Below are 25,860 nucleotides of genomic sequence, written 5' to 3'. Positions count from 1 at the left end.
GGGAGGCCTCCCCCAGGTTAGGGTTACCTATTCGAACACTTCGAGTTCATTGAACGCGTGAAGCTTCACCATTCGATGATTGTTTTTGCTTCTTTTTTTGCTTTTCTTCCATCGCTGCGCTGAGCGTTGCACCTCCTGTGTGCTGGTCGTGCTTCGTCGTGAATCTTTCCGCCGCGTGCGATGGGGACGACGTGGTCGAGGCTGAACGCATAGTCATGCAGTGGTGGGAGTTCCATGTCGATTGGGTGTCCGCATAGCCAGCAGACTGCGAGTTCGGGGTTTCGTTCTAGACGCTGGCGTTGTTGCTTGACGTGTTTTTTCCAGCGCCAGTCGATGGTTCTTTTAGTCATGTGATCCTCCACACAAAATCTAGGCACAACTAGACATGTACATATCTAGTCCTGTATTCTTTAGTTAGTGAGCAGGACAGACCAGCTCACTAGAGAGGAGGCGAGATTATGTCCCCGGATATAATCGCCACCCTCGCGGTCACGGCACTAGCCGGACTCCCCGGATGGATCGACCTGATCCTGAAATGGAAAGACCGCAGGAAATAGGAAACCCGCCCCTGGATAACCGTACTACCCAGGGGCGGGCAACCGCCTCCCACCTTACTTCAGAAAGGACCCATCATGCCACTGCGCACCCTAGCCATCATCCTGCGGTACCTAGCTTTCACCATCTTGCTCATCACTCTCATCAGCTTAAACCCGCCTGCCTGGACGATAATCCTTGCGATCGCGTTCATTGCCGCTACCGCCGTTGTCGACACACTCAGCCGAAAGCCTCGGAGGTAACTCGCATGAACCTCACCGTCATCGATACCACCAATGGGCGCGAATACTGGACGGCAGCACAATGCTCCGCGCACTGTGGCGTGGCTAAGTCCACATTCGCCGCGTACGCCACTCGAGGGCAAGCCCCGACCGTCGTCGCCCGCTTCGATGGACGCACCCCACTGTGGGACGCCGAAGAGGTTAAGGCCTGGCACGCTGCTCGTCCATCACGGCAAACCGACTAGCCCCTACCTACGGGGTTCTCACCTTTGCGTTCGCCTGGCCAGATGCCAAACACCTTGTGGAAATAGTTGCTGGCCAGCCCCTTGGCATTGACGGGTCCTACGTGTGGAGTGAGCAGTGCGACCAGTGTTGTCCAGGGGTGGGCGTTGTTTGCCCATCGAGCTAGTCCCGCGCCACGAGTCCAGTAGTGCTCGAGCTTACGGGCTTTGTGGTCGCCGAGGTGTGTGTCCATACCAGGGATGGTAGGACGCGACTGTAGGGGCGGTTATGCTCCTATCCAAGGGGCGATGAGGGGTAGTGCTGCGAATGCCGCCATGATCAGTAGCAGCAGTGCTATTTCCCAGCGGCGCATGTCTCACCCCTCAGGTTCTGCTCATAAATGTGCCTGGCAACGGCATCCTGCAGCCGCTCCCACGGCTCCGAACGCAATACGCGGTACTTGCCGCGGATGATGTTGTTGATCGTGTCTTTGGGGATGCCTGTGCGGGCGGACAGGCTACGCAGGGAGTCGGTAGGGCGGGCAATCTGTTGGAGGAGATGCTGGGCTTGCTCGATGGGGTGTTCGCGCCGGGAGCCGGTGGTGGACGGTGGTGGGTAGCCGGTGGTGACCCGGCGGTCATGGTAGGTGCAGAGTCCGATTTGGTGGCGGCTGTGGGGGTCGGCGGGGTTGGGGCAGCCGGTGTGTTGGCAGCGTGGCACGTGATTCCTCCGTGGGCTATTTGGGGAGTTCGTGGGGGTGCGTAGTCGGACAGTTTGATCTCGTTGGGTGAGGTGTCCGGCGAGGCGCCGGAGGATCGGGGCGAGCTCTTCAGAGGTCATGTCTGCGAGTGCCTTAGTCATCGAGGGTCTCCGGTTCGTAGGTCGCCTCAAAAATCTCGGGCTTACATGGGTAGAACTCTCCGTGTATCCCACGGATAACCCAGTCGCCAGGGGAAACATGCATCTCGCCCTCCAAGGTGGCGATAACCATGCAACCCGTACCCGCGTCGATGCTCACGCCAGAGGCGGGTACTGGCGCATCTGGATTATTGGTGTCGTATGAACCGACGGTGTTTTCCTCTACCCAGTGGTAGACCTCCATCCCCTCGGCGGGGGATGGGCCATAGAGCATGGCCTCAATGGTGACGGGTTTCTTTGTATAGCGCTTAGGCATTGTTAGATCCCACTTTTGTTGTTCGATCTGTTAGATGTGTGGTGGAGCTTCAGGGTGGTCACTACCTCCACCTCATGGTGTAACCACGCTGCATGTCCTGGCCGGTCAGCGACCGCCAGAAACGACGGAACCAACTTGGTTTACGGTGCTTGCTCATCACTTACCCTCCTTCCCCGCGTACGGCATCAGCTTCTCCGCACGCGCAACGAGGGCTGTTACGGTGCGCAGGATCTGAGTTACCTCGTCACGGTCGGCTTTCGTCCACGCAGCGACCTGATGCGCCGGGGCGCGCCGAACCTGTTGAGGCCTGGGCACTTCCCGCCACCGACGAATCAACTCCCGGAGATATGGCGCATGCCCATGGTCTTTCGTCAGTTGGGACAGGCAGGCGTTGTAGAGCCTCTCGCCCCCCCATCGCTCTAAGCTGCGCTTGTAAGGCCTTCATCGTCTTCTCCATTCAGTTGAGCCCGCACCGCGTCAATCAGCGCGGACTGGGTCAATTCTTTTTGTTCGAGTGCTTGGACGATTCGTGTGTCGATCGTGCCGGTGGTGATGATCCGGATGATCGTTACTGGGTGTGTTTGGCCTTGACGGTTCAATCGCCCGTTGGTCTGCTCGTACAGCTCTAGCGACCATGTTGGGGTGAGCCAGACGAGGACGTGTCCGCCGGACTGGAGGTTGAGACCGTGCCCTGCGGAGGCTGGGTGGATGAATCCGAGTTGGACGCGTCCGGCTTTCCAGTCGGCCATGTCTTGGTCGGTGTCCAGAAGTCGGCCTGTGGGGTATCTGGCGCGGAGGCGCTCCAGGTCGTGTTTGAACCAGAACGCCACCAGGACGGTGTTTCCGGCTGCTTCTTCGATGATGTCGTCGAGGGCGTCAAGCTTCGCGTCATGGATCGCAGTCCAGCTGTGCTCATCGTCTGTGTAGATCGCTCCTCCCGCGAGCTGTTGCAGCTTGCCCGCCAGCACCCCGGCAGATCCTGCATCGACCATCTCTCCATCAATGTCCGCGACCATGTCATCACGGAGCTGCTGGTAGGACTTGGCAGCTGTCTTGTCGAGGTGGACGTGTCTGTCGATGGTAGTGGCTGGTGGCATGTCGAGGTGGTCGACAGCTTTCATGGACACGGTGATGTCAGCAATAGCGTCGTGGATCTGCTCGTCCGCACCACGTTTGAGCTTCCACTCGTAGACCGTGTACCCATTCCGCTTGCCCGGTGTGAAGTACTGATCTCGGTAGGACGTGATGGTCTTGCCGAGCCGCTTGCCTTGGTCGATGAGGCGGAAGGGTGCCCAGATGTCGAGGAGGTTGTTCGGCGCTGGGGTGCCGGTGAGTCCGTAGATGCGCCGGATGCGCTGCCGGTTATGCTTCAAGGCTTTGAACCGCTTGGCGGTGTGGGATTTGAAACTCGATAGCTCGTCGATAACGACGGTGTCGAACGGCCAATCTCCTTTTAACTGCGTGGTGAGCCATGGGAGGTTCTCGCGGTTGATCACCCAGATGTCAGCATCTGTGTGGAGGGCTTGTCGCCGTTGGGTGGGTGTGCCGACCATGACGGCCATGGTGAGGTCGGTGAGGTGGTCCCATTTGTGGAGTTCTTCTGGCCAGGTGTCGCGGGCGACTCGTAGTGGGGCGATGATGAGGGGTTTGGCGACGGTGAAGTCTTCGCTCATCATGTGCTGTAGGGCGGTGAGGGTGATGATGGTTTTTCCAAGGCCCATATCAAGAAACAGGGCGGCTTCGGGGTGGCCGCGGATGAAGTCGATGGCGTACCGCTGGTAGTCATGTGGTTTGTATTTCATGGATGAGGTCCTGGATGTGGTTGGGGTTGTCGAGGGTGCGCACCATGACCCCCAGGGCTTGGAGTTGTTGGTGGCGTCGTTGTTGGAGTGGTCGGGGTTTTTGTCCGGGGGCTTTGACTTCGACGAAGGCGATCTTGTTTTTGGGGAGGATGACGCACCGGTCGGGCATGCCTGCTGTGCCTGGGGAGGTGAATTTGTAGCACTGGCCGCCGGCTTTGCGTACCGCTTGGACTAGCTTTTGTTCGATCTTTTGTTCTAATGACATTTTCTGCTTTTTGGGCGTTTTGGGAACAAAGTCGACCCTGTTTCTAGTTAGGTGGCTGAATTAGGCGTTTTGGGGTGTATTTGCCCTCTAATTGCCTTCCCTGGGTCTTTTACTAATACTTTGTTCCGTTTGTTCCAGTGGTAGTTTTTTGGGGTGTCACCTGCGCTAGCGCGCGGGACAAAGCGGCGGAACAAGATGTTGACTTGTTCCAGTTGTTCCGGGTGGAACAAGATCTGATCGCTCTTGTTCCACAAGCTTGTTCCACCTTGCTAGAATGGCACTTCTGTTCGAATTCGTTCGAATATGCGCTGCTTTCCGTAGATCGGTATACGTCTCTGCTTCCCGGTGTCGTGCCATTCTTCGAGCTGCTGCATGATCGCTGTGATCTCGTGGGAGTCGATCTTGCGCATGCTGTCCGGGTCGCGACCGAAGCACTCTGACCAGATCTCGATCTTGGACACGTGGGCGCGTGGCTCCAGCTCGTCCCACGCCACGTTCGACGCCTCCCAGTGCTCCGAGACCCTGCCAGTCGCCAGGTATAGCCTGCGCGCGTCGAGCGGCACCTGATCCCAATTTCTCGGAATGGGGGTGTCGAGGTATTCGGCGACAATACCGGTGCGGTCGTCGGCTTCGACGGCTTCCGCCTGGGCTTCGAGTGCTGCCTCGGCTACCTCGCCGGTGAGGTAGAGCTTCTCCCCTGCCTTCTCGTAGTGCTTGGCTTCTGCCCAGATCTGCTGCAGGTCTTCATCTGTCAGTGAGGTCACTGGGGTGATGCCCTCACCTGTTACGTTGACGGTCCACCAGCGCCGGTTTCCCGTCGGGTCGCGGAGAAACCCCTCGGTCGCATTGGTGGATCCGACGATGATGCCCTGCCGGGGGTGTGACTCGACCGTGCGCCCGTAGGCAGCGCGGTACTTGTCATCAGTCCTACTGACGAACCCCTTGACCGTCTCCGCGTCCGTTTTCCGCATACCGGCCAGCTCGGCGATCTCGGTGATGAGATTACCGAGCAGCTTTTCCGCGCCGGTTTTGTCGCGCATGTCGGTGATGGTGAGCGCGTCGGAGAACCATTGTCCGCCGAGCTTGGCGAAGATCGTCGACTTACCCACACCCTGCGGTCCGACGAGGGTGAGTACGTGGTCGAACTTCGTGCCTGGGCGGAAGGTGCGACGCACCGCTGCCACGAGCGTTTTGCGCGTCACGGCGTGGGTGTAGTCGGTGTCGTCGGCGCCTAACGTGTCGACGAGGAGCCTGTCGACCCGTGGTGTGCCGTCCCAGGGTGGCAGGGTGTTGAAGAAGTCGCGGACGGGGTGGAAGGCGCGGCTGGTGGCAGCTGCTTGGAGTCCGTCGGTCATCTTCGCCGGACCGTAGAGTCCGTGGTAGGTGCGGTTGATGTAGGCGCGGAGCTGGGCGTCGTCGTTTTCTGTCCATCCGGGTTTGAGTTGTCTCCATGGGAGCATGCTGGGGTCTTGCACTTCGAGGCGTTCGGCGTGTTCGTTGTAGCTGATGTGGTTGATTTTCTGGTCGTGGGTGAAGATGAGGATCCAGTTGTGGAGGGTGTCGGCGAAGGTGCCGTCTTTTTTTGTGTCGAGTTCGGCGAGCCAGTCATGGGTGACGGGGCCTTCTTCCTTGATCTTTTGCGCAGGGGCGCTGTCATTGCGGCTTTTTTGCGCGGTGGGTGCCATTAGATTGAACACCTCCCCAAGGACTTTCATCTGCGTCCGAGCGTTTTCAAGTTTCGTGGGCTGATCATGTTCGATCATGTCGGTCATCGCCGCGTAGGAGGGGCGTTTGTTGACCGGGGTGGCCTCGCCCGCTTCCCCGTCGAGGTGTCCGAACTTGTGGATGCGGACGAGGTCGAAGGCGTTGACCATCTGCCCGCTGGCGGGGTCGGTCGCATGCTGCGAGTAAGCATGCAGCCCGCCGTCGTAGACAACGAGGCCGTTGGCTGAGGTTCCATGCACGTAGGTGTAGCGGTTTTTCGTCGTCCCCTTCTTATAATCACCGGATAAGAATGTGCTGATGGCGTCGTGGATGTCGTAGGTGCGGTTGAAGGCTCCGAGGAGGCCGGGCTTCTCGCGTGGGTCTTGAACCTTCCCGCCGGTTTTTTGCTGGTGGATGATCTCGGCGGGGTCGACGCCAGGCCAGGTGGTCGCATCCGTCCAGTCGGCGTAGCGGTTCAGGTAGTCGTCGGGATTAAGGTCTGGCTTGTCGGTGGAGACTTCCGATCGGTAGTCGCCGTCCAGTGTCTTGGACGGGTGGTACATCAGACGTTCGGGCTGGAAGGTGGTTGGGTCGAACCAGTCGAGGCCGGGGTTGAGGTCTTGGGCGATGCGTCGGGCGATGGCGGTGTATTCGTCTGGGGTGACGTCGCGGGTGAGCCAGACCCACACCCTCCATCGTTGCTGCTGAGCTGTGTGGCTCATGGTGGTGTGGGCGAGCCATGCGACGGGCAGCTGCTTTTGCAGTGTGTTGGGGAGGTCGATGTCTGTGGGGAGGTTGTCGATGTCGAGGGTGATCAGGCTGCGGGCGAGGACGTGGCCTTTTCGCCTCCGGCCTCCCTTGAGGTGCCCTCCGACGAACCCGCCAACGTCCTTGACCTTGTCCTTCGCCGTCTTCTTCAACTTTTCGTATTCGTTGTGCGTGATGTCGACGGTGATGGGGTCGTAGGCTGCTGCGGTGAGGTCTTGGAGGGTGGTGTGGGTGTTGGTCCAGATGGTGGACAGTTTGCTTGGTGCGGTGCTGATCATGAGTTCGCGGTTGCGGTTGACCATAGTAAATCTGTCCTTTTGTTGAATTGTGCGTGTGTTTTTGTGCCCGGCTCCGCCGTGACGCGGGTGTCCACCTTCGTGGAGGTCGGGCTATGCGTGCGGGGTTAGAACCCCAGGCCGGTGTCGGTCGAGGTTTGTCCGCCGACGACCCCGAAGACGTCTTCGGCCTTTGGTGGTTCACCGCCGAGGCGGTCGCCGTCCTTGACCTTCTGCACGCCAATCAGGCTGGCGCCGATGCCCTTGTTGCCGGAGTTGGAGTAGGCGTAGAATTCGACGGCCATGTTGACGTAGCAGCCGGAGTACACGTCGTCTGGGTCGATGACTGGCTGGCGCTGGGCGTTGACGACCATCGGCTGCCTTTTGTTCTTGGCAGCGATGAACCAGTGGCCGGCGAATTCTTCACCGCGTGGTTCGCCGGAGTCGTTGGGCTGGTCGCCGTCGCGCAGTGGCGGGTACTTGGTGTGGGCGGGGTCGATGGCCTGTGTGAAGGTGCGTCGGGTGACGCCTTCGTCGACTGCTGCCTTGATGGCTGCGTTGATGGCCTTGATCGCGTCGGTATCGGTCTTCTCAACGAGGAGGGAGGCGGAGTACTTGGGTTCCGCTTGGTCGTTGGGGGCGTGTGGTTCGTTGAGGTGGGCGTAGGAGAGGCGTCCGTAGACGGTGACGGTGCGGGGGCTGAGTGCCATGATGGTGTGTCCTTTCTTGGGGACGTTGAGCTATCCGGCTTTTCCGGATAGTTGTTTTGATGGTTTGGTGGCCGGTAAATCATCACGACCAGCGGCACACAAGGGATTATTTGACGGGCTGGAACACGGTGTCAGCGGTAGCCACGGACAGCTCCGGGCGCTTATCCGCCACGGGCACCAGAGTGGGCTTGCCCTCCGGCTTCTCGATGAAGCCGCCAAGGAGGGAGTCGAACTGTTTCTTTCCGAGCATCTTGGTGAGGTCGGTGAGGCCGAGCAGCTTTCGCTGGTAGGGGTCGTGGCCTGCGTCCTGGACGGCTTGGGCGACGGCCTCTTGGTCGGTGAACCGGCGGATGGAACGACCCTCAACGAGCTTCAAACCGTCGTATTTCTTGCCTTGGTTGGCTTGGTCGAGGGCGAACTTTTCGACCTTGCCGAGCCACTTCTTGAGCTCGCCGGAGTGGGCGACGATCGTGGCGATCTGATCATCGGTGAGAGTGTCCGGGTCTGGCGCTTCTGGTGCACCGGCAGGGTCGGTGGGGATTACGTTGAAGTACTTAGCTTGCAGCGCGGGGCATTGTGCCGAGTGTTTGCAGAAGGTGCACCAGTCACCGGGGGTGAGTTCACCTTGGCCTGCTGCTGCGAGCTGCGCGGCAGGTTCGACCACTTCACGAGCCCAGGTGGTGAGCTCTTCGATGTCGATCTCCTCCACGCTGACGTTGCGCAGGCGCGGCTGGAAGATGACCATGCGCACGCATCTAATGTCGTAGATCATGCCGTAGCGGGCGAGTGCCCCTAGCGCGTAGAGGCGCATCTGCGGGTTGTTCTCGGCGCTGACCTGCACTCCCTTGCCATATTTCAGGTCGACGATGGTCATGGTGCCGTCGCCAACAATGACTGCGTCTCCTGTGCCGAAGCCGTCGGGGACGATGTGGGAGAAGTCGAGCCGTTCTTCAATAGAGAGGAACGCGGCGGGGCTGGTCTCCTTCGCTAGCGCGAGTTCGGCCATGACGTGGTCAGCGTAGGTGTCGGTGTGGTCCTCCATTTCCTCGTCGTGCCAGTCGGAGACTGGGCGCGTCGATGGCTCACCCAAGAGCTGGCGAAGCTTGTGTTCTGCGAGTTCGTGGGCTGCTGTGCCCTGTTCGGCTGCCTCGCTGGACGTGTCTTCGTAGCGGGTTTCGATCAGCGCGGAGGGTGTGCAGTGGATCCACCTGCTGGCGCCGGAGGCGGACAGGAGCGCGTGGTCACGCTGGGCGTGCCCACCTTCGCCATCTGCTGCTGGTTCGGGCTGCTCCGCCAGACGGCCGAGTGACTTGATCTTCGCCGGGCTAAGCCGCGTCAGATTGGGCTTGTGCGACTGGTTGAGGCTGACGGACTTTTTGTTGATCCCAAAAATCTTGTACACGTCACCGGTGGTGTCTTGCACGTGCGTCGGTTGTGTTTCTGTCATGGTGTTGAGAGCTTGGAGGTTGTCCGGCCAGCCCTCCGGAGGTCTTGTAATTGTTGGTTCGTAGGTCATGGTTACTTGCCTTCGAGTTCTTCCTGGTGGGTGGTGATGATCTCCCATGCCAGGGCGAGCTTGTCGTCCGGGAGATGGGTGATGTTGGTGATGCCGAAGCCTGCGAAGAGTTCGTTCTGGATCCAGTCGGTGCCCTCTGCCTTGGCGATGGTGCGCAGTGCCGTTTGGATCTCGGGCATGGTGGGTGTGGGTGCGGGGTTTGGGATGTCTTCCGATTGTGGTGCTGGTTCCGGCGCTGCCTGTGGTTGTGGTGTTGTCGGCGTTTGTGGGTTTGTGGGGTCGTTCTTGATGGTGTCGTGGGCGTTGACGAGGCCGGTGATGGCGATTTCTAGGAGTTTGACGGTGAGGTCTTTTGTCATCCAGGTCATGGCAGGGGGTGTCCTTTCTATTGGAGGGCGTCGTTGCCCTTGGTGGTGATGCGGTAGACGTTGTCGTGGGGGTCGGTGATGATGTAGCCGTCTCTGGCTAGTTCTTCGAGGGTGGTTTTGGGGACGTGTTTCCCTTGGGTGAAGCGTGTGAGTGGGTCGGTTGGGTAGTCCAAATTGGGTTCCTTTCCTGTTACTTGTCGCTGGCTTCCGTTTCGAGTGGGTGTGTGTCTCCGTATTCGTCCACGATCTGTAGATCGCAGTGTGGGTGTTGGATCAGGAATGTACGGAGTGTGCGGGTGAATAGGCTGTCGTAGTCGGATTCGTAGCCGAGGTAGCCGTGCTGGTGTGCGCGGTAGAGGCCTGCGCGCCGGGTGATTTCTTCGCGTATGCGGGGTAGGTCGCGGAGGTGCTGGCCTACCTCGTGGGCGCTTTGCAGTGGTGGGTTGTGGCTGTCGCATTGCAGGTAGAGATAAATGCTCATAGCTCCCCTTCCCTGATTCTTTTGAGCCGGTCTGCCACTCGTGTGAACATGGTGACAAAGCGCCCTATCTGTTGCTCTTCTTGTGGGGTTTGTGCGCGGGTGAGGCGGTCGCGGGCTTTGTCGGCACGCTGCCTGTAGTGCCCGATCATCGCGTCGATTTCGGCGTGTAGGCGTGCTACCTCCGCATTGTCTGGAGTGGTCATTGCTCCGCCTGTTCTGCGTGGTTGGCTGCGGCGAGTAGCATGTATGCCTGCTTGCGTGCGTCTTGTGGGCTGTATGGGACTTCTCCCACGTCGACTATCCACAGGCGAACCTGGTTGGATTTTCGGATTGCCGTTGTCATTAGGCACCTATCTGATCGCCAGACGGGGGTTCCGTTGGCGCTGGTTCCGTCTGGTTCCGGTGTGTCTGGTGCGAGTAGTCCCGCATCAGCTAGGTCTTGTGCGATGCATTCTGGTTCTTGGCAGGTGTCGGTTCCGTGGGTGCGGATCACGTCCGCTGCTCTGTCTAGGGTGCTCATTCGCCCCACCCACGGCGGAGGATGTGGCGGGTGGTTCCGGCTAGTTGGAAGCTATCTGCGATGTCTTCGGCTGGTCCGGGGACTTCTCCGAAGTTGTGGCCTTGTGCCCATATGTGCTTCAGGCGTATCCAGGGCGTGCCTTTGGGTTTGGCGGCGATGGTGCCTTCGGGGAGTTGTTCGTATTCGTCTTCGGTGGTGACGGTTTCTGGGGTGTCGTGTGGGCGGGCGGGAATGAGCGGGGTGATGAGGGTGACTTCGTAGTTGTGCCATTCGGACTCGTCGGCTGTTTCCCGTGTGGGGGTTACCCATAGACCGGGGGCGATTTTAAGCGCGGGGGTGTTGGGTTGTGTGTCGAACCCGTTGTGTGCGTCCACTAGCCATGATTCGCCTACGGGCACATCTTGGGGGCGGGTGGTTTGGTCTGGGAATGTGAGGGTATCGACGGGCACGAAGATTCCGCGCGCCCCACTTGTCGCTCCGTTGATTAGGTATCTGACGTAGACTTGGCCGTCGTTGTCGGCCTGGTCGTCGGCTATGAGCACATTCCCGTATTGCGGGTGGGTTGCCCATAGGCCTAGTAGTCCGGTGGTGGGTTCCGCGTTGTTGAGCTGGTCTTCCAGCTGGTCGATCTTCTCTTCGAGTTCTTTAGCCTGCTGTCGTAGCTCTTGCAGGCGCTTACGGCTGGTGGTCATTCCGTTACCTCTCCTGTTTCTGTTAGGTCTATGGGGGCTAATGCAAGTAGGTCGTGTTCGAGCTCATTGATGATGTGCCGGGTCACGTCAGCCCCCAGAGCACGAGTAGCAGGGCGGATGATGCGACGAGGGCGAGGATGAATACGACTCCGATGAGAGCTGCGATGTCGCCTAGTGTGGTTTTGCACACAGGACGTTCGACCTGGCTCTCGAGCCGGTTGATCTCGTCGAAGTCTTTCTCGGCCCGGCGCATCACGCGCCGCTCGTATGCAGGGTACGCGGGGTGATTCGTAGGGATCGCCCGCTTTGCTGGTGGGATTGGGAGCACCCTTTTCATCGGCGGAGTGTGGTCATGACGGCTCATGCTGCTGTCTCCTTGATTCCGAAAAGCTGGTTGATGTGATGGCGCGGGAAAATCGTGCGGTTCCCAGCGCGTATGGGTTTGAGCTCTGGGCAGCGGCCTTCGCGGGCTTGCTCGTAGAGTGTGGATTTTGGGATGCCTGTGATCGCGGAGACGTCCGCGAGTGTGTAGGCGTGTAAGGTGGGCATGTGAGTACCTTTCTGGTCATTGGTACGTAGTCCCCCTCCCCTGGTTGCGTCAGGGTGAGGGGGATTTTTTGGTGGGGCGTGTGCTGGTGGGTGGTAGCAGGATGGGCGCGACACCGCGTCTCCTGCTATCCCCTAGGAGCACATCGCGCCCCTGTGCCGCGCCCAGGACTCGCACCTGGGGGGGGTGGCTTCTTCGCGGCTGGTATTTGTATCCGCGCTGGGCGTTGTCTCACCCGTCGGCGCTACCCGACAAAGATGGTGTGGCCACATGTCACCCGTGTCATCGCGATCTAAGAACCACGCTCGACGGTCACCATGCGCCGTATCTCACCAGCGCTATGCACTATGAAATTTTTCAAACATCGCGTCAGATCGGGGTCTGACTTGTGCCCGGGGTGGGAATCGAACCCACCTATAACCATTCGGGCGTTTTGTTGCTGTGGCGGCCTATCCGGTTGGTTTCGCCCCACCTTCCCCGTGAGGCGTTAAGACCCAACCCGCACTAGGCGGCCTTGATGACACCTAAGGGAATGGAGATTCCCGCGGCATCGAGCAGGATCATTCCCGTGGAGAAATTAACTCCCTCTCCATGCCGAGCTCGCCAAACCGTGTGGGGTGACATTTTGAGGACTGTGGCGAGCTCATAGTCGGAGGTGCATCCATGACGCTCGCGGGCCTTGTCGACCACTTCCGCGGCGAGTCGGTACATTGTTTTCACGTGTTCACCTCCAAACTTCCAACTCTTGGCGTTTCTTCCAATTCTTGGCCGCTGCGAACAAACCTACCCTGGAATCTCAAAAGTTGTCAATCAATTTTTGTAATTTCGACCAACAGTTGGTTGTAATTACAAGACTTTACGCAGGTCAGAGCGGGGGTAAAAAATTCCAAAAGCTTGCGACTCGCCCCCACGGTTTCCAATAATTGGAAGCATGAACAACCACAGAGACTGGTTCGACAGCATCACAGACGGTGCATCGAAGGCAGAAGCATCCCGACGCACAGAGATCGCCAACTCAACGCTGTCACACCAATATCGGCACGCGGCCTTCTCGGCCACGAGTGTGATCGCCATAGCGAAGGCGTACGGAAAGAACCCCATCCGCGCCTTGCTGCAGACCGGGTATCTCAGCCAGGACAACGTTGACGCGATGTTCTCCCCCACTCCGATCGACGCGTTCACCGATCAGCAGCTAGTGCGTGAGCTTGCACTCCGGATCAACAGCACGCCTGCCCATTGGGAGGGGACGTTTGAGGAGGTCTTCGAGCGAAACAATGTTATTGATCTCCCAACAAAATCGAACACCAAGGATGAGGATGTCCAGCCCGCGTGGGATAGTGACTGCACCATGCCGGAAGACGCGGTAGCCAAGGATGGAAAGGAGTGGGGCCAACCGGATGACGACGATTACTAGGCTGCTCGACCTAGCCCACGAGCTAGGTGTGCACCTGCAGCACCACGACAACGGCCCGCTCGGGTGGTACTCGAGGTCTTTACGCACGATCTCCACCCGCCGGGGTTTATCGGTGTGGGACTATAAGACCACGCTCGCCCACGAGCTCGGACACGCCTACTACGGCGACTCCATGACCGCCTGCGGGCACCGGCATAGACGCCAAGAGCGGCGCGCCGACCTATACGCCGCCGAGCTGCTCATAGACCGAACACGACTTGTCGACCTAGCTTTGTGGCATCGGGAAGATGCCCACAGCCTGGCGATCGACCTCGAGGTCACACCAGACCTACTCGAACTTTACCTAGACACCTACCCCCTACACCTCACAGGAGAGACAGCATGAACTGCCCCAAGTGCCACTCAGACAACGTCCGCATCGACTTCGTCCAAACCAGCGGACGTTCCCGCCACAAGGGAACCGGCCTGGGCGGAAGCACCAACAATGCACTTCGCGGGATGACCGCCCTGATGACGCTAGGGACGTCCAACCTCGTGTGGAAGAAGTCTCAGGGAGGCTCCGGACATAAGTTCAAGAACGAGCGCATGGCGCTGTGCCAGAACTGTGGCAAGAGCTGGAAAGTGAAATAGCAAACCGCCCCGCGCGTCCTTAGGCGAGGAATGTACGCGGGGCGGAAGTGTCTCTGATAAGACAAGGAAGATTCTACATGGCTATCTCTAAGCGCCAGACCCCCACCGGAAAAACACGGTGGGTAGCCCGCTACCGCGACCATGCCGGCAAAGAACACGCCAAGACCTTCACCACCCAGAAGCAGGCGAAAGCCTTCCTCCAGGAACAGCAGCGCGCCCTACGCCGCGGGGAATGGGTGGACCCAGTTGATGCTCGAATGACCGTCACGGAGCTTTTCGACGCATGGGTAAACAGCGCCCAACGGCGCCCCAGCACGGTCGATAAATACCGTGCCACGGCAAAGAACCTGGGGCCACTGGGAAGTTACCCCGCGGTAAGTGTCTCGCAGCAAGACTTTTCAGACTGGTTTAGACAGCTTGTGGAAGGCCGTCCATGGCATTCAGGGAAGCCTTTGGGAGAGTCGACAGCCCGAGCAATGTCTAGGCATCTGAGGTCCGCGTTTTCATGGGCGCAAGAGCAGGGCATAGTGGGGAGAAACCCCGTTGTGACGCCGAAGGCTGCGACTTCCCAAGCGGTACTTCCGGAGGATATTCCTACCGCTGCGGAAATTACGGCGGTTATTGACTGTGTGAATGATGGAGGGGCGACCTACTGGCACAAGAAGGATAAGCGCACACCGCTGCAGCAGTACACACAGGGGCCATACCCTGTGGTGGCTGACATGATGCGAGTCGCTGTGCTGACGGGGCTGCGTATCAGCGAGCTGTGTGGGTTAGTCGTAGGAGACGTTGATCTGGTCAATGGCATGGTCAAAGTGCGTTGGCAGGTTAACGCGCGCGGCGTCCGGGTGCCGTTGAAGACGTCACGGTCGCGTCGTGACATCCCAGTCAGTGCTGAGTTGGCGCCAATTCTGCAGACGTTGGTTATCGGACGCCCAGCCGGGGATATTTTGTTCATGACTGATCGGGCGCGCCCGTGGGCTGTGTCTCGCGTGTCAGTGGTAGTGAAGCGCGCTCGGGAATATGTTGGCGCCCCTTCTGTGCATTTCCATGCGCTGAGGCATTTTTTCGCGTCGAGCTTGTTGTCGTCTGGGGTTCCGGTGCATGAAGTGTCAGCGGTGTTGGGGCATTCGTCGGCTGTGCTGCTGTCGACGTACGCTCACGTGTTGCCGGGGTCGATGGAGCGGACTCGGTCTGCGATCTCGTCAGCAGTGGGATGCGGACTATTTGCGGACTCTGTTGGGGATCAGAAGCATGAAAAAACCCATCTACCGAGGTAGATGGGTGGTTGTGCGCCTGGGGAGACTTGAACTCCCACGTCATAAGACACTGGAACCTAAATCCAGCGCGTCTGCCAATTCCGCCACAGGCGCAAAAAGAACGCGGATAACCGCGCTTCCCCTTTTATGCTAGCAAGCGAGCCAGCATAAAAAGAAATTAGGTGGATTAAGTGGATTAGGTGGCACAGCCCTGACGGGTAGAATGTGGCACTGTGAACGAACACTCCGAGGTAGACGAAACAACTCACCCGTTTCCGCTGCGCGTTCGCATTATTCAAATCATCTTCCTAGTGCTCGCGGTGATCGCCACCTTGCTGCTGGCGTGGTGGCAGTGGAGCCGTTGGCAATCTAATGGCGGTAGCTTCCAGAACTTGGGTTATGCAATCCAATGGCCCATCTTTGGCATCTTCTTCGTCGTGGCGTACCGCAAGTACATCCAATACGAAAAGGAGCGGCTGCAGGGCGACATCTCCCCTGCTGCTCCTACTCAGCCAACCGATGAAATCACCGAGGTACCGCAGGACTTCCTGCAGGCTGAAGGGGCCGAAGACGTCTTCGTGGATGATAGGCGTAAGCAGGCGCGTATGAGGGCGTCACACAACGGGGCGTACGAGGGCAATGCCGGTAGTGACGGCAGCGACAGTAACGAACAAGAAGCAAAGAAAGAGGGACGCTAAGCAATGAGCAACGAGCAGACGACGGCGATTCACCCGGAGCGTCACGCGCGGGTGGCGAAGTCGCTGAAGGTGTACTCCGTGGCGGCGGTCGTGACCGGTATCTGGCTGCTGATTCTGGTGGCCGAGATGATCTTTAAGTACCTTGTCCTGGGCAATGACAACACCCCGGAGTGGTTCAGCTATATCGGTCCGGCGCATGGCGTGGTGTTTATGATCTACGTGATCTGCTGCCTGGATCTGGGCACGAAGGCCCGCTGGGAGCCCACGAAGTGGCTGACCACAATGCTCGCGGGCGTGGTACCTTTCCTGAGCTTCGTCGTGGAGAAGAAGCGCCGCGAGGAAGTTAAGGCCGCTTTCCAGCTGGACTAGCTTCCGGGTGCATGCTGCGCGGTACGGTGCGTACCCAACGCAATGCGCGGCTACTCGACCAGCGAGGTCTCCACGGCGACTGCGTCGATCTCCTCATCGGTAGGCACGGGCGCACCCATGGCGTGTGGCTCGGCCTCCGGCTTCTCCCACTCGGATTGCAGGCACGCCAGGATCGCGATCGCAGCCGCGCGCGTAGAGACTTGGAGGGTGGAAAGGTCCGGCAGGAAACCCGGGTTGTGGTTGGTTGGGATGTCGATATCCAACCGCCCAGCGGCCTCGGCACGCTGCCACTGGCGGCGTGGGGTAATGCCGATGGTCCACAGCATGTAGGGGCAGCCAAAGGACTTCGGGATCACGGAGAAGTCCTCGGAGGCGGTCCAGGGCTCCATCTCTAGGGAATCCTCGCCGAAGGAGCTGTTGAAGTGGGGGCGGACGACGTCATAGACCTCGGGGGCGTTGTCGGTAGCGCCAAGCAGGCCGACGAATTTGAAATCCGGCTCGCGGTCGGCGCCGGCTCCCATGGCCTCGGCGCGTACCACGCGCTTGATCGCATCCACGCACTTTTGGCGCAGCTCCTCGTCGTAGAAGCGGCAGGAAAGGGAGATTTTCGCGGAATCCGGGATCACGTTATTTGCCTTGCCAGCTTCCACCGAGGCGACGGTGATCACAGCGAATTTATTCGGTGGAACCTCGCGGGAAACAATCGTCTGCAGCTTCATCACTGTCGACGCCGCCAGCACCACCGGATCCACAGATCGGTGCGGCATGGAAGCATGCGCGCCGCGGCCATAGAGAGTGATTTCGATAGTGGTGGAGGAAGTCATCACCGGCCCCGGCGCGGAGTACACATGCCCCGCTGGCCCGGCCACAATGTGCTGTGCCAGGCATACATCGGGGCGGGGAATGATGCGCCCCAAACCGTCGGAGACCATCTTGTGCGCACCGATTGACGCCTCTTCCGCCGGTTGGAACAGTGCCACGACCGTACCGGACCAGTGTGCGCGTTCTTCGTCGAGAATGCGCATGGCCCCTAAAAGGCTGGTGGTGTGCTGGTCGTGGCCACAGGCGTGCATGGTGGCCACGCGCTCACCGGAGGCGTTGAGCTGCGAATAAGTGGAGGCATAGTCCACGCCGGTTTTCTCCGCTACGGGCAGGCCATCGAAATCGGCGCGCATCAGCACCGTCGGCCCTTCGCCGTTTTCCAGCACAGCGGTGATGCCGTAGCCGCCGATTTTGGTTGTGATCTCCCAGTTCGGGAAGGCTTCCAATTCCTTGGCGATCGTCTGTGCGGTCACTTCCTCTGCGCCCGAGAGCTCAGGGTGCTGGTGGAAGAATTTGTAGACGTCCTCCAGCCAACTGAGGTCAGCTTGCGATCCGGCCACAATGCCGCTGGGGCTGGTGGGGCTGAAGGTGGCCTGGTCGCTGTCAGTGCCGGGGGCGGTCACGCGGAGGAGTCCTTTCACTAGTTAGTTGTTCGAGCTTGTGCCTTGCCCCATCATACGTGGCTTAACCCCGCTTCCGTGACGGGCGATGCTACATCTTTGCGGAACTTTAATCCGCTAGTTGCGCCAGGATTTCCACCAGTTGACGCAGGGCTTTACCGCGGTGGGAAACCGCATCCTTCTGCTCCGCCGTTAGTTCGCCCGCAGACTTGCCCGCTAGCTCTTGTTCCTGGCCTACTGGCAACTCGTCGGGTGCGAACAACGGGTCATAGCCGAAACCACCCTCACCCTGCTCGGCGCGCAGCACGCGCCCGTACCAGCGACCTTCCACAGCGTATTCGGTCTCCATGCCACGCTCGGCCGCCACTTCAGCGGGTAGTTGCAGCATGCAGGCGGATACGAAATGCGCCCCGCGCCGCTCGTCCGGCACATCGCCCATCTGCGCCAACAGAAGGTCATTGTTTGCTTTGTCGTCGCCATGACCACCGGACCAGCGGGCGCTCAGCACTCCTGGCATCCCATTGAGCGCATCCACGGCCAGCCCGGAATCATCCGCGATGGTTGGCAGGCCCGCGTGCCGCACGCCGTCGTTAGTCTTGATTCGCGCGTTGTCCGCGAACGTCGCGCCGGTCTCCGGGGTCTCTGGGTATTCCGGCACATCACCCAGCCCCACTAGTTCGACGCCGGTTACGTTTGCCGCTTCCAGCATGCGGTTCAGCTCGGCCAGCTTCTTCTTATTCCTTGAGGCAACCAGTACTCGCATGGCTACTCCTCCCCTGTCGCTTGTCGTAATCCTTTAGAGCGATTCCTTAGAGCTTCTGCGCCAGCGCCGCTCGCTGCGCCTCAATGAGTTCCCGGAGGCCACCTTCAGCCAAGTCCAGCAACGTATTCAGCTCTTCGCGCGTGAACTCCGCAGCCTCGCCGGTGCCCTGGATCTCCACGAACCGTCCCTCAGCCGTCATCGCCACATTCATGTCCACGTCCGCCCGAGAGTCCTCCTCATACGGCAGGTCAAGGCATGGAACGCCATCGATGATGCCCACGGACACTGCCGCGACAGGTGCGCGAAGCGGTTGCCCGGGTACGACGCCCCTCGCTTGCAACACTGCCAAAGCGTCAGCCAGCGCCACATATGCGCCAGTGATGGCTGCGGTGCGCGTACCACCGTCGGCCTGCAGAACATCGCAGTCGATATTGACTGTGTTTTCTCCCAGCTCCTTCAGATCCACGGCGGCGCGCAGCGCGCGGCCGACGAGGCGGGAGATTTCCTGGGTACGCCCCTTGACTTTGCCCTTCATGGACTCGCGGGGCATACGCTCGTGGGTAGAGGCTGGCAGCATGGCGTATTCGGCGGTCAGCCAACCTTCACCGGAATCCTTCTTGAACCGTGGCACGCCTTCCTCGACGCTGGCGGTGCACATCACGCGGGTGTTGCCAAATTCCACCAGCACACTACCTGCGGGATTGCTGGTGAATCCGCGGGTGATGCGTACAGGGCGCAGCTCGTTGGTGGCGCGACCGTCAGCGCGGGTGAAGTTGCTTGGGTTGTTCTCTGCGTTGGAGTTCGTCATGGGGCTTTAGTTTACTAGCTGCCCCGGACGGGCTACTCCCCTATGGTGAGGCGCATACCTGGGCGAGCAACCAGGATCTCTCCGTCGTAGTGGCGGGCAGCGCCGCGGACTGCGCCCTCTGCGTCTCCCCACGGCGGGATGTGGGTAAGTACCAGCTTGCCGACTCCGGCAGCCTGGGCAGCGCGGCCTGCGTCCTCGCCGGAAATGTGCATACCGGTGGGCTGGCCTTCGGAGTTTTCACCCCAGGTGGCTTCGCAGAGGAATACGTCTGCTCCCGCTGCGATGTGGGCCAGGTTGTCGGTCCAGGCAGTGTCCCCCGAGTACACCAGGGAGTTACCTGCGTTGTCTTCCACACGCAGTAGGTAGGCCTCTGTGGGGTGTACGGCGGTGGCGGCGTAAATCGTAAATGGCCCAATGGGGTGGGCTGGATACGTGTTGGCGTCAAAAGGCCCTTCGCCGACGTTATAGGTGGCGATATCGAAAGTATCGGTGAAGTCGTCGGGGCGCTCGGGTGCGTCGGCGCCGGCGGCGGAGAGGTGGCGGTGGGCGATGGTGGGGCCGAGCAGCTGGTGGCGGTGTGGGGCGGGCGCGGTGGGGTGGAATCGGCGCCAGACAAGGAGTGAGGGGAAGTCTAGGCAGTGGTCGGCGTGCATGTGGCTGAAGGCGACGTGGCAGGCGGAGGGGTCGATCCCTTCGGCGCGTTGCATTGCGCTGAGTACGCCGGGGCCACAGTCGAGGAGGACGTCGGCTGTGGCGGGAGGAGTGCTGTGATTAGTTGTGTGGGCAGCCGTTTGGCGGACAATGTAGCCCGACGCGGCGCTGTCGGGTCCCTCGACGCTTCCGGAGCATCCCAGCACTACCAGTTCCATAGCTTGTCATTCTGCCACGAAGAGGTGGTGAATGTGTGAAAGGGCGACCACCGTTGTGTTGGTGGTCGCCCTTTCACAGTGGCACTAGCGGGGACTAGGTGTCCGCGCAGTGACCGGCCTAGGCACTAGCGCTGAGGCTTGTGGCGGTTAGGCCTCGCCATCGCGACGGCGGTGGCGTAGCAGCGGGATGGCACCGATGATCAGAGCCAGGCCGACTGCGAACACGCCGATCACGTTAGCGCCGGTGGAGGCCAGAGTGCTCATCCGCGGGCTATCAACCTGCTTCTGAGACTCACCTCCTCCGTTGCTTACAGAGCCGCCGGTAGTCGTGCCCCCGTTAGCACCCGGCTTGTTCGGGGTGGTGGACTTGCCCGGCGTGGTCGGGGTGCTCGGCTGGGTCGGGGTGGACGGAGTGGTGGACGTGCCCGGCTTGGTCGGGGTGCTCGGCTGGGTCGGGGTGGACGGAGTGGTGGACGTGCCCGGCTTGGTCGGGGTGGACCCGTGCGATCCGCTACCCACAATCGCCCCACCGATTCCTAGGGAACCGATGATGCCAGGCAGGTTAGGCTTCGGCTCGCTCGGCCCACTCGGCTTCGTCGGGTCAGTCGGCTCCGTCGGCTCAGTCGGCTTGGTCGGCTCACTCGGCTTGGTCGGGTCAGTCGGCTCCGTCGGCTTGGTCGGGTCCGTCGGCTCGGTCGGCTTGGTCGGCTCAGTCGGCTTCGTCGGGTCAGTCGGCTTGGTCGGCTCAGTCGGCTCGGTCGGATCCGTCGGGTCCGTCGGCTCGGTCGGGTCCGTCGGCTTCGTCGGCTCGGTCGGGTCCGTCGGCTCGGTCGGGTCCGTCGGCTCGGTCGGATCCGTCGGCTTCGTCGGGTCCGTCGGCTCGGTCGGGTCCGTCGGCTCGGTCGGATCCGTCGGCTTGGTCGGCGCCTCGCACTTGCACTTGGTGCCCACGCGCAGCTTGCGTGGTTGCGGTTCGGACACGACCTTCTCGGAGGTCTCTGGGTCACCGACTGGCTTGCCGTTTTCCAGCTTCCAGGTCTTGGTGATTTCCTTTTCGCCGAAGGCGCCAGCCTGATCCTCAACGACCTTGCCGACCTCGAGATTCGGGTCGTACTCGATGAGAGTGTCGTACGGGGTCTTCTCGGTGTGCTTATCGGTGAGCTCAGTCTGGTTCTTGGCCGGACCAACCTCGATGATGTGCTTAACCGGATCGCTGATCTTCTCGGAGGTGTCCTCCTTGGAGATCTCACCGTTTTCAGCGTTCACCTTGACGGTGTGCTTGACCTCGCCTTGCTTACCCTCCTGGACAACCTTGGTTTCACCAGGCTTCAGGTCAGGGTTGACACGCACCTCGACTTCGAAAGGAGTCTTCTCAGTCCACTCGAACTCGGTGGAGGCAGGCTTGCCCTTGGTGCCGACCTTGATGATCTTCTTGACCGGCTCGGTCACACGCTCGGTTTCGGTCTTGGAGTCCACAACCTTCGAGTTCTCGATGGTCAGGGTCGTGGTGACCTTGTCCTTACCAAGCTTGCCTTCCTGAACAGTTTCCTGCTTTCCGGATTCCATCGTGTCATCGAAGATAACCTCGGTCTCGAACGGCACACCCTTTTCATACTCAGTCTTGTGAGTGCCTTCAGTCTTGGTGCCAACACGGATGATCTGCTTGGTCGGCTCCTTAGTGCGCTCAGAGGTCACGGTCGGGTCGCCGGAAGGCTTGCCGTCCACGATCTTCTGGGTGGAGGTGACAACCTCGGTGCCAACTTCGCCCTTCTGATCAACCTTCTGCTGACCTGCTTCGAGAGAGTCATCGAAGATGATCTCGGTCTCGAACGGAACAGGCTTCTCAACCTTGGTCACCACAGAGGTGTCCTCGGCTGCAGGGCCGTACTCGATGATCTCCTTGACCGGATCCTTGGTCTGCTTCTCCTCAGGGGTCACAGTTGCCTGGTCGCCCTTGGCAGAGAAGTCAGCCGTGTAGGTCTTCTCACCAGGCACGCCCTTCTGGACGACCTTGATCTCACCCGGCTTCAGCTCCGGGTTCGGGCGAGTCTCAACCTCGAACGGAACCTGAGCAGTCCAGGTGACCTTCTCGGAAGCCTCGGACGGTTTGGTGCCGACCTTGATCACCTGGTCGACGGGCTTCTTGGTGATTTCCTCAGTGATCTGCGGATCGCCGGGCTTGGAGTTGGTGATATCGCGCGTGATTGTCACCGTCTTCTCCCCCGGAACACCCTCGGTCACAACCTCAGACGTACCGGCCGGCATGTTCGGATCGAACTCGATCTTCACACCGAACGGAACCTCAGACTTGACCGTCTCAGTGGTGGTGCCGGTGGTCTTGGTACCGACGCGGATGATCTGCTCGGTTGGTTCCTTGGTGCGTTCAGAAGTTACAACCGGGTCGCCGGAAGGCTTGCCGTCCACGATCTTCTGAGTCGAGGTCTCAACCTCAGTACCAACTTCACCCTTCTGGTCAACAACCTGCTGGCCTGCCTCGAGGGTGTCGTCGAAGATGACCTTGGTCTTGAACGGAATCGGCTTCTCGGTCTTGGTCACCAGCTCGCTCGGAGCCAGGCCCGGGCCGTACTCGACGATCCGCTTGACAGGTTCCTTGGTGGTCTCTTCCTCAACTACCTCAGCCTTATCACCCTTGGCAGTGAACTTAGCGGTGTAGGTCTTCTCGCCGTTCTCACCTTCCTGAACAACCCGGGTTTCACCAGGCTTCAGATCCGGGTTCTCGCGAACCTCAGTCGGGTACGGAATTGGAACCTTCCACGTGACTTCCTTGGCGGCCTCGGCAGGCTTGGTGCCGACGATGACCACCTCGTTGACCGGCTCCTCGGTCCGCTTCCAGCTGCCATCCTTGTTCTGCTTCTCCGCGCCGGGCTTGCCTTCAGTTTCTACCTTGTAGGTACCAGCAGGGATGGTGTCGTCGTACTTGTACTCGACGTCGAACGGAACTTCGCGGGTCGGAACGTCGATAACGTTCACCACGGCGTAAGCGGTGTCGGTGGATCCGTCTTCGTAGGTCACGGTCACCGGAATCTTGACCTGGTCCCCAGGCTTCGCATCCGCAGGTGCGGTTGCGGTGACCTGACCATTGTCATCAATGGTGGCCTTCCAACCGGCAGGGACTTCACCCAGCTTGTACGGGTTGTCCTTCGCGACGTTGATGTTCTCCGGCTTGTTGAGAGCGACTGGCAGCGTGGCGGTCTCGCCCGGGTATACCGTTTGTACCGGGTAGGAGGGCTCCGCTTCCCATTTATTGGTCAGCTTCACCACAGTGGTGACGGGAACCACCGAAGTCGACCCGTCCGGGGCTTCGACGGTGACGGTAACAGTCTTCTGGTCACCCGGCTTGGCATCTGCTGGCGGAGTGGAAGTGACGACACCGGTATTCGGGTCGACCTTGTACTTCCAGCCGTCAACTTCCTGCTCGGTGATCGGTTGGTCGTTCTCATCCTTGCCGAACGAGAACTTCGAATCCTTAGGCGCGTCCTGGACGTGGTGCTCCACGGCCTGGTTCGGACCGGTGGTCTGCACGTCGTACACCGGTGCGACGTCGCTCTTCAGCACGACGACGGTGCCCTTGACTTCCTGCGGCTTGTCAACATTGTCATAGTAGGCGAGCACCGGAATATCGAGGATGTAGCCCTCGGGTGCGTTCTTCGGGATCGTCGTGGTGATATCGCCAGTGTTCTCGTCGATCTTGACGGTCCACTTACCGCTCTCATCCTCGACGGTGTACTCGGTCTTGCCGTCTTCGAAAGTGTAGCGCTTTGGCGCCTCGTCGGTCGTGTTACCACTCAGGCCACGTTCCGGGAGCCTCGGCCGGAGAGTGACCTTGGCGGTCGGCTTACCAGTGACCGTGTCGTAATCGGGGATCTTGATATCAACGATCGCCTGGAACTGGGTCTCAATCTCATCGGTGGTGCCATCCGGGTAGGTCGCCTTCACCTTCGGGGTGATGATGCTGCCCGGTGCGACGGTATCGTCAGCCTTCGCGGTGACCTTGCCGGTCTCGTCGACGGTGACGGTCCAGCCCTCAGGCACAGTGGACTCGTCGATCTCGAACTTGGCCGGGTGGACCGGCTTATGCCCCTTCATGATGGACTTGGTGCCCACCTGGGCGGTCAAATCGTCGCCAATCGTGCCCTTCGTCAAACCCGGGCGCACGAGGTCGGTGACCTGGGTGTTGTTCGGGTCGACAACCACGAACAGCTCGAGCCTGTCTGTGGAGCCGTTGGAATACTCCACCGTGATGACAGGGCGCGCGAAGGTGCCCGGCTTTGGATTTTCGGGGGCGGTGACGGTGACGTTGTAGTCCTCGTCCATATCGACAGTCCAGCCCTCGTAGACGTACTTCTCGTCGAGGGTGACCTTGGCTTCGAAGCCACCGTCGCCCTTCTTCTTCGCTAGTTCCTTGATCAGGTCAGGGGTCTGGGTGAAGGTGACCTTCTGCGGCTCGGTCGCAATCGGACCAGTCGCACTATCGACGCCCGAAATGATCGAAGCGTCCGTCTTGTCGTACTTCGGGGAGTGGTACTCCGTGTCATCCAGGGAGAACGCCTTCGAGTCGATGACGTTCGCCTTGTTGTAGCGCTGCAGTGCGTTGGAGCTGGCGAAGGCCTTGCCTTCGCCACTGTTGTTATTCTCAACAGCAGCCTGGAGCTGGTCCACGGTACGTGGCTTCGCCAGTACGGAGAAGTTCACGTTCTTGTCGGTTGCCAGGTCGGTACCGCGGTACTCAGGCCAGGTGAAGAAGACCTCGCCGGTCGTTTCGTCGATACGCAGGTTCTGCGTACCGCCGGAGACGGAAGGGTCGGTGGTGCCGATGAACTTGCCGTTGCCGTCGTAGGCTTCCACGACCATGCGGGACATCGAGTCGTCCGTACCTTTGCCCTTCACAGCAGGAACGTTGATCTTACCGACCTTGGTTTCTTCGCCAGGGACGATCACGTGCTTCTCGAAAGACTCCCACGACACCGTGATCGGGTTACATTCGATGTTCTCGCTCGGCCACGGGTTGACAACAGCACTGAACGCGGTGTTGGGACCTTGCGTGGCTTTCAGGCCGTTAGGGTTGTTTTTCGTGTAGTGACTCTGCCAGGCGTAGCGCACAGTGTTAGGGGCGCCAGCTTCTGCGAACTGCTTGACTTCCGCATCGGTGAGATCCGCAACGAGATTCAAATTTCGTTGGGTGCGGGCAGCTTCGATATTGATGTTCTCGTCAGCCTTGTGGGTAACGTTCTCGCCAAGGAAGGTCTGACCGACATTCATGGAGGGCACCTCGCCGGCATTCAAGACGCCGCCAAGAAGACCCGCATTGCTAAATGACCAATCGGCGAACGTGCGATCCTTCGAGTTGTCGAAGGCAAGGCTCAAGCCCCACAGGGTCTTGTCGGGGCTAGTTGCACCTGGTTCTAGGGTGTTCCAGCTGAAACCGGCTTGACTGCCGTTCGGAGTGCTTTCATTGACAACGCACGATCCGGCCGGCAGGTCGGAGGCCTTCTGGGCGTCCTTCTCCACCGCACCGGACTTGTCGCGGATGCCGCCGCTCAGCGTGGCAGCGGTGGCCTCGGGGGCGAGGGTGCCGTGGGGGAAAATACTGAGCGAACCCAGTGCGAGCGTAATAGCGGAAAGTGCGGCAACGCCCGTGCGGGTATGCCGCCGCGAAGTTCTGGTTCGAGAGGAGTTCATTCTCCGATCCTTCCTTGAAGATAAAGATGCACCAGCTCTCGAGCCACAACCCACGGCAGGGTAGCTGGCCCACAAAGCTGAACTTCGT

At 60.0% G+C, this 25,860-nt stretch carries 31 protein-coding genes and 1 tRNA gene; 8 read left to right on the top strand and 24 right to left on the bottom strand.

The features are described 5' to 3' along the window. Positions 1–65: 65 nt before the first annotated feature. Positions 66–350, bottom strand: coding sequence for a hypothetical protein (locus AC06DS_RS05540; protein ID WP_477100149.1), 285 nt, complete (start codon positions 348–350; stop codon positions 66–68). Between the two features lie 282 nt (positions 351–632). On the opposite strand from AC06DS_RS05540, the gene AC06DS_RS05535 reads away from it, so the two are divergent. Further along, positions 633–797 carry a hypothetical protein gene (locus tag AC06DS_RS05535; RefSeq protein WP_477100148.1) on the top strand — a complete coding sequence of 55 codons (165 nt, stop codon included), beginning with the start codon at positions 633–635 and terminating at the stop codon, positions 795–797. A 5-nt stretch (positions 798–802) separates the two neighbouring features. After that, positions 803–1,021 (top strand): helix-turn-helix transcriptional regulator, encoded by a 219-nt coding sequence (locus tag AC06DS_RS05530; protein WP_477100147.1) that lies wholly within the window; start codon positions 803–805, stop codon positions 1,019–1,021. On the opposite strand, the gene AC06DS_RS05525 is transcribed toward AC06DS_RS05530, so the two are convergent. From AC06DS_RS05525 to AC06DS_RS05445, 17 genes are all read right to left on the bottom strand, one after another. Beyond that, positions 1,018–1,251, bottom strand: coding sequence for a hypothetical protein (locus AC06DS_RS05525; protein WP_477100146.1), 234 nt, complete (start codon positions 1,249–1,251; stop codon positions 1,018–1,020). The two genes, AC06DS_RS05530 and AC06DS_RS05525, sit on opposite strands and share 4 nt — an antisense overlap. Before the next feature lie 101 nt (positions 1,252–1,352). Next, entirely contained in the window at positions 1,353–1,859 is a 507-nt protein-coding gene (locus AC06DS_RS05520; RefSeq protein ID WP_477100145.1) for a hypothetical protein, read from the bottom strand. Beyond that, positions 1,852–2,172, bottom strand: a complete 321-nt coding sequence (locus tag AC06DS_RS05515) for a hypothetical protein (protein WP_477100144.1) — start codon at positions 2,170–2,172, stop codon at positions 1,852–1,854. Before AC06DS_RS05515 ends, AC06DS_RS05520 begins: the two co-directional genes overlap by 8 nt. A 419-nt stretch (positions 2,173–2,591) precedes the next feature. Beyond that, a complete protein-coding gene (locus AC06DS_RS05510; RefSeq protein ID WP_477100143.1) occupies positions 2,592–3,974 on the bottom strand; it encodes an SNF2-related protein in 1,383 nt (460 codons plus the stop codon). Beyond that, entirely contained in the window at positions 3,955–4,239 is a 285-nt protein-coding gene (locus AC06DS_RS05505; RefSeq protein WP_477100142.1) for a VRR-NUC domain-containing protein, read from the bottom strand. Before AC06DS_RS05505 ends, AC06DS_RS05510 begins: the two co-directional genes overlap by 20 nt. A 269-nt stretch (positions 4,240–4,508) precedes the next feature. Next, entirely contained in the window at positions 4,509–7,013 is a 2,505-nt protein-coding gene (locus tag AC06DS_RS05500; RefSeq protein ID WP_477100141.1) for a virulence-associated E family protein, read from the bottom strand. 101 nt (positions 7,014–7,114) lie between these two features. Continuing rightward, entirely contained in the window at positions 7,115–7,696 is a 582-nt protein-coding gene (locus AC06DS_RS05495) for a DUF2815 family protein (RefSeq protein ID WP_477100140.1), read from the bottom strand. 106 nt (positions 7,697–7,802) lie between these two features. Then, a complete protein-coding gene (locus AC06DS_RS05490; RefSeq protein ID WP_477100139.1) occupies positions 7,803–9,212 on the bottom strand; it encodes a DUF2800 domain-containing protein in 1,410 nt (469 codons plus the stop codon). A 2-nt stretch (positions 9,213–9,214) separates the two neighbouring features. After that, entirely contained in the window at positions 9,215–9,580 is a 366-nt protein-coding gene (locus tag AC06DS_RS05485) for a hypothetical protein (RefSeq protein ID WP_477100138.1), read from the bottom strand. 17 nt (positions 9,581–9,597) lie between these two features. Further along, positions 9,598–9,753: a hypothetical protein gene (locus AC06DS_RS05480; protein WP_477100137.1), complete on the bottom strand. Its 156-nt coding sequence runs from the start codon at positions 9,751–9,753 to the stop codon at positions 9,598–9,600. Positions 9,754–9,770: 17 nt separating this feature from the next. Further along, on the bottom strand, positions 9,771–10,061 hold the full coding sequence (locus tag AC06DS_RS05475; RefSeq protein ID WP_477100136.1) for a hypothetical protein: 291 nt from the start codon (positions 10,059–10,061) through the stop codon (positions 9,771–9,773). Continuing rightward, positions 10,058–10,264 (bottom strand): hypothetical protein, encoded by a 207-nt coding sequence (locus AC06DS_RS05470; RefSeq protein WP_477100135.1) that lies wholly within the window; start codon positions 10,262–10,264, stop codon positions 10,058–10,060. The genes AC06DS_RS05475 and AC06DS_RS05470 overlap by 4 nt, the downstream gene beginning before the upstream one ends. After that, positions 10,261–10,581 (bottom strand): hypothetical protein, encoded by a 321-nt coding sequence (locus AC06DS_RS05465; protein WP_477100134.1) that lies wholly within the window; start codon positions 10,579–10,581, stop codon positions 10,261–10,263. The genes AC06DS_RS05470 and AC06DS_RS05465 overlap by 4 nt, the downstream gene beginning before the upstream one ends. Further along, on the bottom strand, positions 10,578–11,273 hold the full coding sequence (locus AC06DS_RS05460; RefSeq protein WP_477100133.1) for a hypothetical protein: 696 nt from the start codon (positions 11,271–11,273) through the stop codon (positions 10,578–10,580). Before AC06DS_RS05460 ends, AC06DS_RS05465 begins: the two co-directional genes overlap by 4 nt. Before the next feature lie 82 nt (positions 11,274–11,355). Then, a complete protein-coding gene (locus AC06DS_RS05455; RefSeq protein WP_477100132.1) occupies positions 11,356–11,637 on the bottom strand; it encodes a hypothetical protein in 282 nt (93 codons plus the stop codon). Then, positions 11,634–11,822: a helix-turn-helix transcriptional regulator gene (locus AC06DS_RS05450; protein ID WP_477100131.1), complete on the bottom strand. Its 189-nt coding sequence runs from the start codon at positions 11,820–11,822 to the stop codon at positions 11,634–11,636. The genes AC06DS_RS05455 and AC06DS_RS05450 overlap by 4 nt, the downstream gene beginning before the upstream one ends. A gap of 502 nt (positions 11,823–12,324) precedes the next feature. Continuing rightward, positions 12,325–12,540: a hypothetical protein gene (locus tag AC06DS_RS05445; RefSeq protein WP_477100130.1), complete on the bottom strand. Its 216-nt coding sequence runs from the start codon at positions 12,538–12,540 to the stop codon at positions 12,325–12,327. A gap of 211 nt (positions 12,541–12,751) precedes the next feature. On the opposite strand from AC06DS_RS05445, the gene AC06DS_RS05440 reads away from it, so the two are divergent. The 4 genes from AC06DS_RS05440 to AC06DS_RS05425 all read left to right on the top strand — a co-directional run bounded on the left by AC06DS_RS05440 (position 12,752) and on the right by AC06DS_RS05425 (position 15,144). Further along, positions 12,752–13,234: a hypothetical protein gene (locus AC06DS_RS05440; RefSeq protein ID WP_477100129.1), complete on the top strand. Its 483-nt coding sequence runs from the start codon at positions 12,752–12,754 to the stop codon at positions 13,232–13,234. After that, complete coding sequence (locus AC06DS_RS05435) at positions 13,218–13,619, top strand: ImmA/IrrE family metallo-endopeptidase (protein WP_477100128.1); 402 nt, start codon at positions 13,218–13,220, stop codon at positions 13,617–13,619. The genes AC06DS_RS05440 and AC06DS_RS05435 overlap by 17 nt, the downstream gene beginning before the upstream one ends. Further along, positions 13,616–13,864, top strand: a complete 249-nt coding sequence (locus tag AC06DS_RS05430) for a hypothetical protein (RefSeq protein WP_477100127.1) — start codon at positions 13,616–13,618, stop codon at positions 13,862–13,864. The genes AC06DS_RS05435 and AC06DS_RS05430 overlap by 4 nt, the downstream gene beginning before the upstream one ends. Before the next feature lie 77 nt (positions 13,865–13,941). After that, positions 13,942–15,144 (top strand): tyrosine-type recombinase/integrase, encoded by a 1,203-nt coding sequence (locus AC06DS_RS05425; RefSeq protein WP_477100126.1) that lies wholly within the window; start codon positions 13,942–13,944, stop codon positions 15,142–15,144. Positions 15,145–15,155: 11 nt separating this feature from the next. On the opposite strand, the gene AC06DS_RS05420 is transcribed toward AC06DS_RS05425, so the two are convergent. Continuing rightward, a tRNA-Leu gene (locus AC06DS_RS05420) sits at positions 15,156–15,237 on the bottom strand. Positions 15,238–15,356: 119 nt separating this feature from the next. Here AC06DS_RS05420 and AC06DS_RS05415 point away from each other — a divergent pair. Continuing rightward, positions 15,357–15,821 carry a hypothetical protein gene (locus AC06DS_RS05415; RefSeq protein ID WP_293791850.1) on the top strand — a complete coding sequence of 155 codons (465 nt, stop codon included), beginning with the start codon at positions 15,357–15,359 and terminating at the stop codon, positions 15,819–15,821. 3 nt (positions 15,822–15,824) lie between these two features. Beyond that, positions 15,825–16,190, top strand: coding sequence for a DUF3817 domain-containing protein (locus tag AC06DS_RS05410; protein WP_477100125.1), 366 nt, complete (start codon positions 15,825–15,827; stop codon positions 16,188–16,190). A 50-nt stretch (positions 16,191–16,240) separates the two neighbouring features. On the opposite strand, the gene AC06DS_RS05405 is transcribed toward AC06DS_RS05410, so the two are convergent. From AC06DS_RS05405 to AC06DS_RS05385, 5 genes are all read right to left on the bottom strand, one after another. Continuing rightward, complete coding sequence (locus AC06DS_RS05405) at positions 16,241–17,635, bottom strand: amidohydrolase (protein ID WP_477101185.1); 1,395 nt, start codon at positions 17,633–17,635, stop codon at positions 16,241–16,243. A 106-nt stretch (positions 17,636–17,741) separates the two neighbouring features. Next, on the bottom strand, positions 17,742–18,395 hold the full coding sequence (locus tag AC06DS_RS05400; protein ID WP_293791855.1) for a non-canonical purine NTP pyrophosphatase: 654 nt from the start codon (positions 18,393–18,395) through the stop codon (positions 17,742–17,744). A 46-nt stretch (positions 18,396–18,441) separates the two neighbouring features. After that, positions 18,442–19,203 (bottom strand): ribonuclease PH, encoded by a 762-nt coding sequence (gene rph / locus AC06DS_RS05395; protein WP_473964209.1) that lies wholly within the window; start codon positions 19,201–19,203, stop codon positions 18,442–18,444. A gap of 32 nt (positions 19,204–19,235) precedes the next feature. Further along, positions 19,236–20,072, bottom strand: coding sequence for an MBL fold metallo-hydrolase (locus tag AC06DS_RS05390; RefSeq protein WP_477100124.1), 837 nt, complete (start codon positions 20,070–20,072; stop codon positions 19,236–19,238). Between the two features lie 147 nt (positions 20,073–20,219). Continuing rightward, the gene (locus AC06DS_RS05385) at positions 20,220–25,772 is read right to left on the bottom strand and encodes a G5 domain-containing protein (protein WP_477100123.1); all 5,553 of its coding nucleotides are present in this window, start codon (positions 25,770–25,772) and stop codon (positions 20,220–20,222) included. Positions 25,773–25,860: the final 88 nt, after the last annotated feature.

The organism is Corynebacterium sp. TUM25015 (assembly GCF_056393505.1).
The sequence above is the reverse complement of the archived record's forward strand: the minus strand, read 5'-3'. Positions and strand labels throughout refer to the sequence as shown.

Coding starts and splice junctions, on each gene's coding strand:
- AC06DS_RS05540 (WP_477100149.1), bottom strand. CDS start 350: ATGACTAAAAGAACCATCGACTGGCGCTGGAAAAAACACGTCAAGCAA.
- AC06DS_RS05535 (WP_477100148.1), top strand. CDS start 633: ATGCCACTGCGCACCCTAGCCATCATCCTGCGGTACCTAGCTTTCACC.
- AC06DS_RS05530 (WP_477100147.1), top strand. CDS start 803: ATGAACCTCACCGTCATCGATACCACCAATGGGCGCGAATACTGGACG.
- AC06DS_RS05525 (WP_477100146.1), bottom strand. CDS start 1,251: ATGGACACACACCTCGGCGACCACAAAGCCCGTAAGCTCGAGCACTAC.
- AC06DS_RS05520 (WP_477100145.1), bottom strand. CDS start 1,859: ATGACTAAGGCACTCGCAGACATGACCTCTGAAGAGCTCGCCCCGATC.
- AC06DS_RS05515 (WP_477100144.1), bottom strand. CDS start 2,172: ATGCCTAAGCGCTATACAAAGAAACCCGTCACCATTGAGGCCATGCTC.
- AC06DS_RS05510 (WP_477100143.1), bottom strand. CDS start 3,974: ATGAAATACAAACCACATGACTACCAGCGGTACGCCATCGACTTCATC.
- AC06DS_RS05505 (WP_477100142.1), bottom strand. CDS start 4,239: ATGTCATTAGAACAAAAGATCGAACAAAAGCTAGTCCAAGCGGTACGC.
- AC06DS_RS05500 (WP_477100141.1), bottom strand. CDS start 7,013: ATGGTCAACCGCAACCGCGAACTCATGATCAGCACCGCACCAAGCAAA.
- AC06DS_RS05495 (WP_477100140.1), bottom strand. CDS start 7,696: ATGGCACTCAGCCCCCGCACCGTCACCGTCTACGGACGCCTCTCCTAC.
- AC06DS_RS05490 (WP_477100139.1), bottom strand. CDS start 9,212: ATGACCTACGAACCAACAATTACAAGACCTCCGGAGGGCTGGCCGGAC.
- AC06DS_RS05485 (WP_477100138.1), bottom strand. CDS start 9,580: ATGACCTGGATGACAAAAGACCTCACCGTCAAACTCCTAGAAATCGCC.
- AC06DS_RS05475 (WP_477100136.1), bottom strand. CDS start 10,061: ATGAGCATTTATCTCTACCTGCAATGCGACAGCCACAACCCACCACTG.
- AC06DS_RS05470 (WP_477100135.1), bottom strand. CDS start 10,264: ATGACCACTCCAGACAATGCGGAGGTAGCACGCCTACACGCCGAAATC.
- AC06DS_RS05465 (WP_477100134.1), bottom strand. CDS start 10,581: ATGAGCACCCTAGACAGAGCAGCGGACGTGATCCGCACCCACGGAACC.
- AC06DS_RS05460 (WP_477100133.1), bottom strand. CDS start 11,273: ATGACCACCAGCCGTAAGCGCCTGCAAGAGCTACGACAGCAGGCTAAA.
- AC06DS_RS05455 (WP_477100132.1), bottom strand. CDS start 11,637: ATGAGCCGTCATGACCACACTCCGCCGATGAAAAGGGTGCTCCCAATC.
- AC06DS_RS05450 (WP_477100131.1), bottom strand. CDS start 11,822: ATGCCCACCTTACACGCCTACACACTCGCGGACGTCTCCGCGATCACA.
- AC06DS_RS05440 (WP_477100129.1), top strand. CDS start 12,752: ATGAACAACCACAGAGACTGGTTCGACAGCATCACAGACGGTGCATCG.
- AC06DS_RS05435 (WP_477100128.1), top strand. CDS start 13,218: ATGACGACGATTACTAGGCTGCTCGACCTAGCCCACGAGCTAGGTGTG.
- AC06DS_RS05430 (WP_477100127.1), top strand. CDS start 13,616: ATGAACTGCCCCAAGTGCCACTCAGACAACGTCCGCATCGACTTCGTC.
- AC06DS_RS05425 (WP_477100126.1), top strand. CDS start 13,942: ATGGCTATCTCTAAGCGCCAGACCCCCACCGGAAAAACACGGTGGGTA.
- AC06DS_RS05410 (WP_477100125.1), top strand. CDS start 15,825: ATGAGCAACGAGCAGACGACGGCGATTCACCCGGAGCGTCACGCGCGG.
- AC06DS_RS05400 (WP_293791855.1), bottom strand. CDS start 18,395: ATGCGAGTACTGGTTGCCTCAAGGAATAAGAAGAAGCTGGCCGAGCTG.
- rph (WP_473964209.1), bottom strand. CDS start 19,203: ATGACGAACTCCAACGCAGAGAACAACCCAAGCAACTTCACCCGCGCT.
- AC06DS_RS05390 (WP_477100124.1), bottom strand. CDS start 20,072: ATGGAACTGGTAGTGCTGGGATGCTCCGGAAGCGTCGAGGGACCCGAC.
- AC06DS_RS05385 (WP_477100123.1), bottom strand. CDS start 25,772: ATGAACTCCTCTCGAACCAGAACTTCGCGGCGGCATACCCGCACGGGC.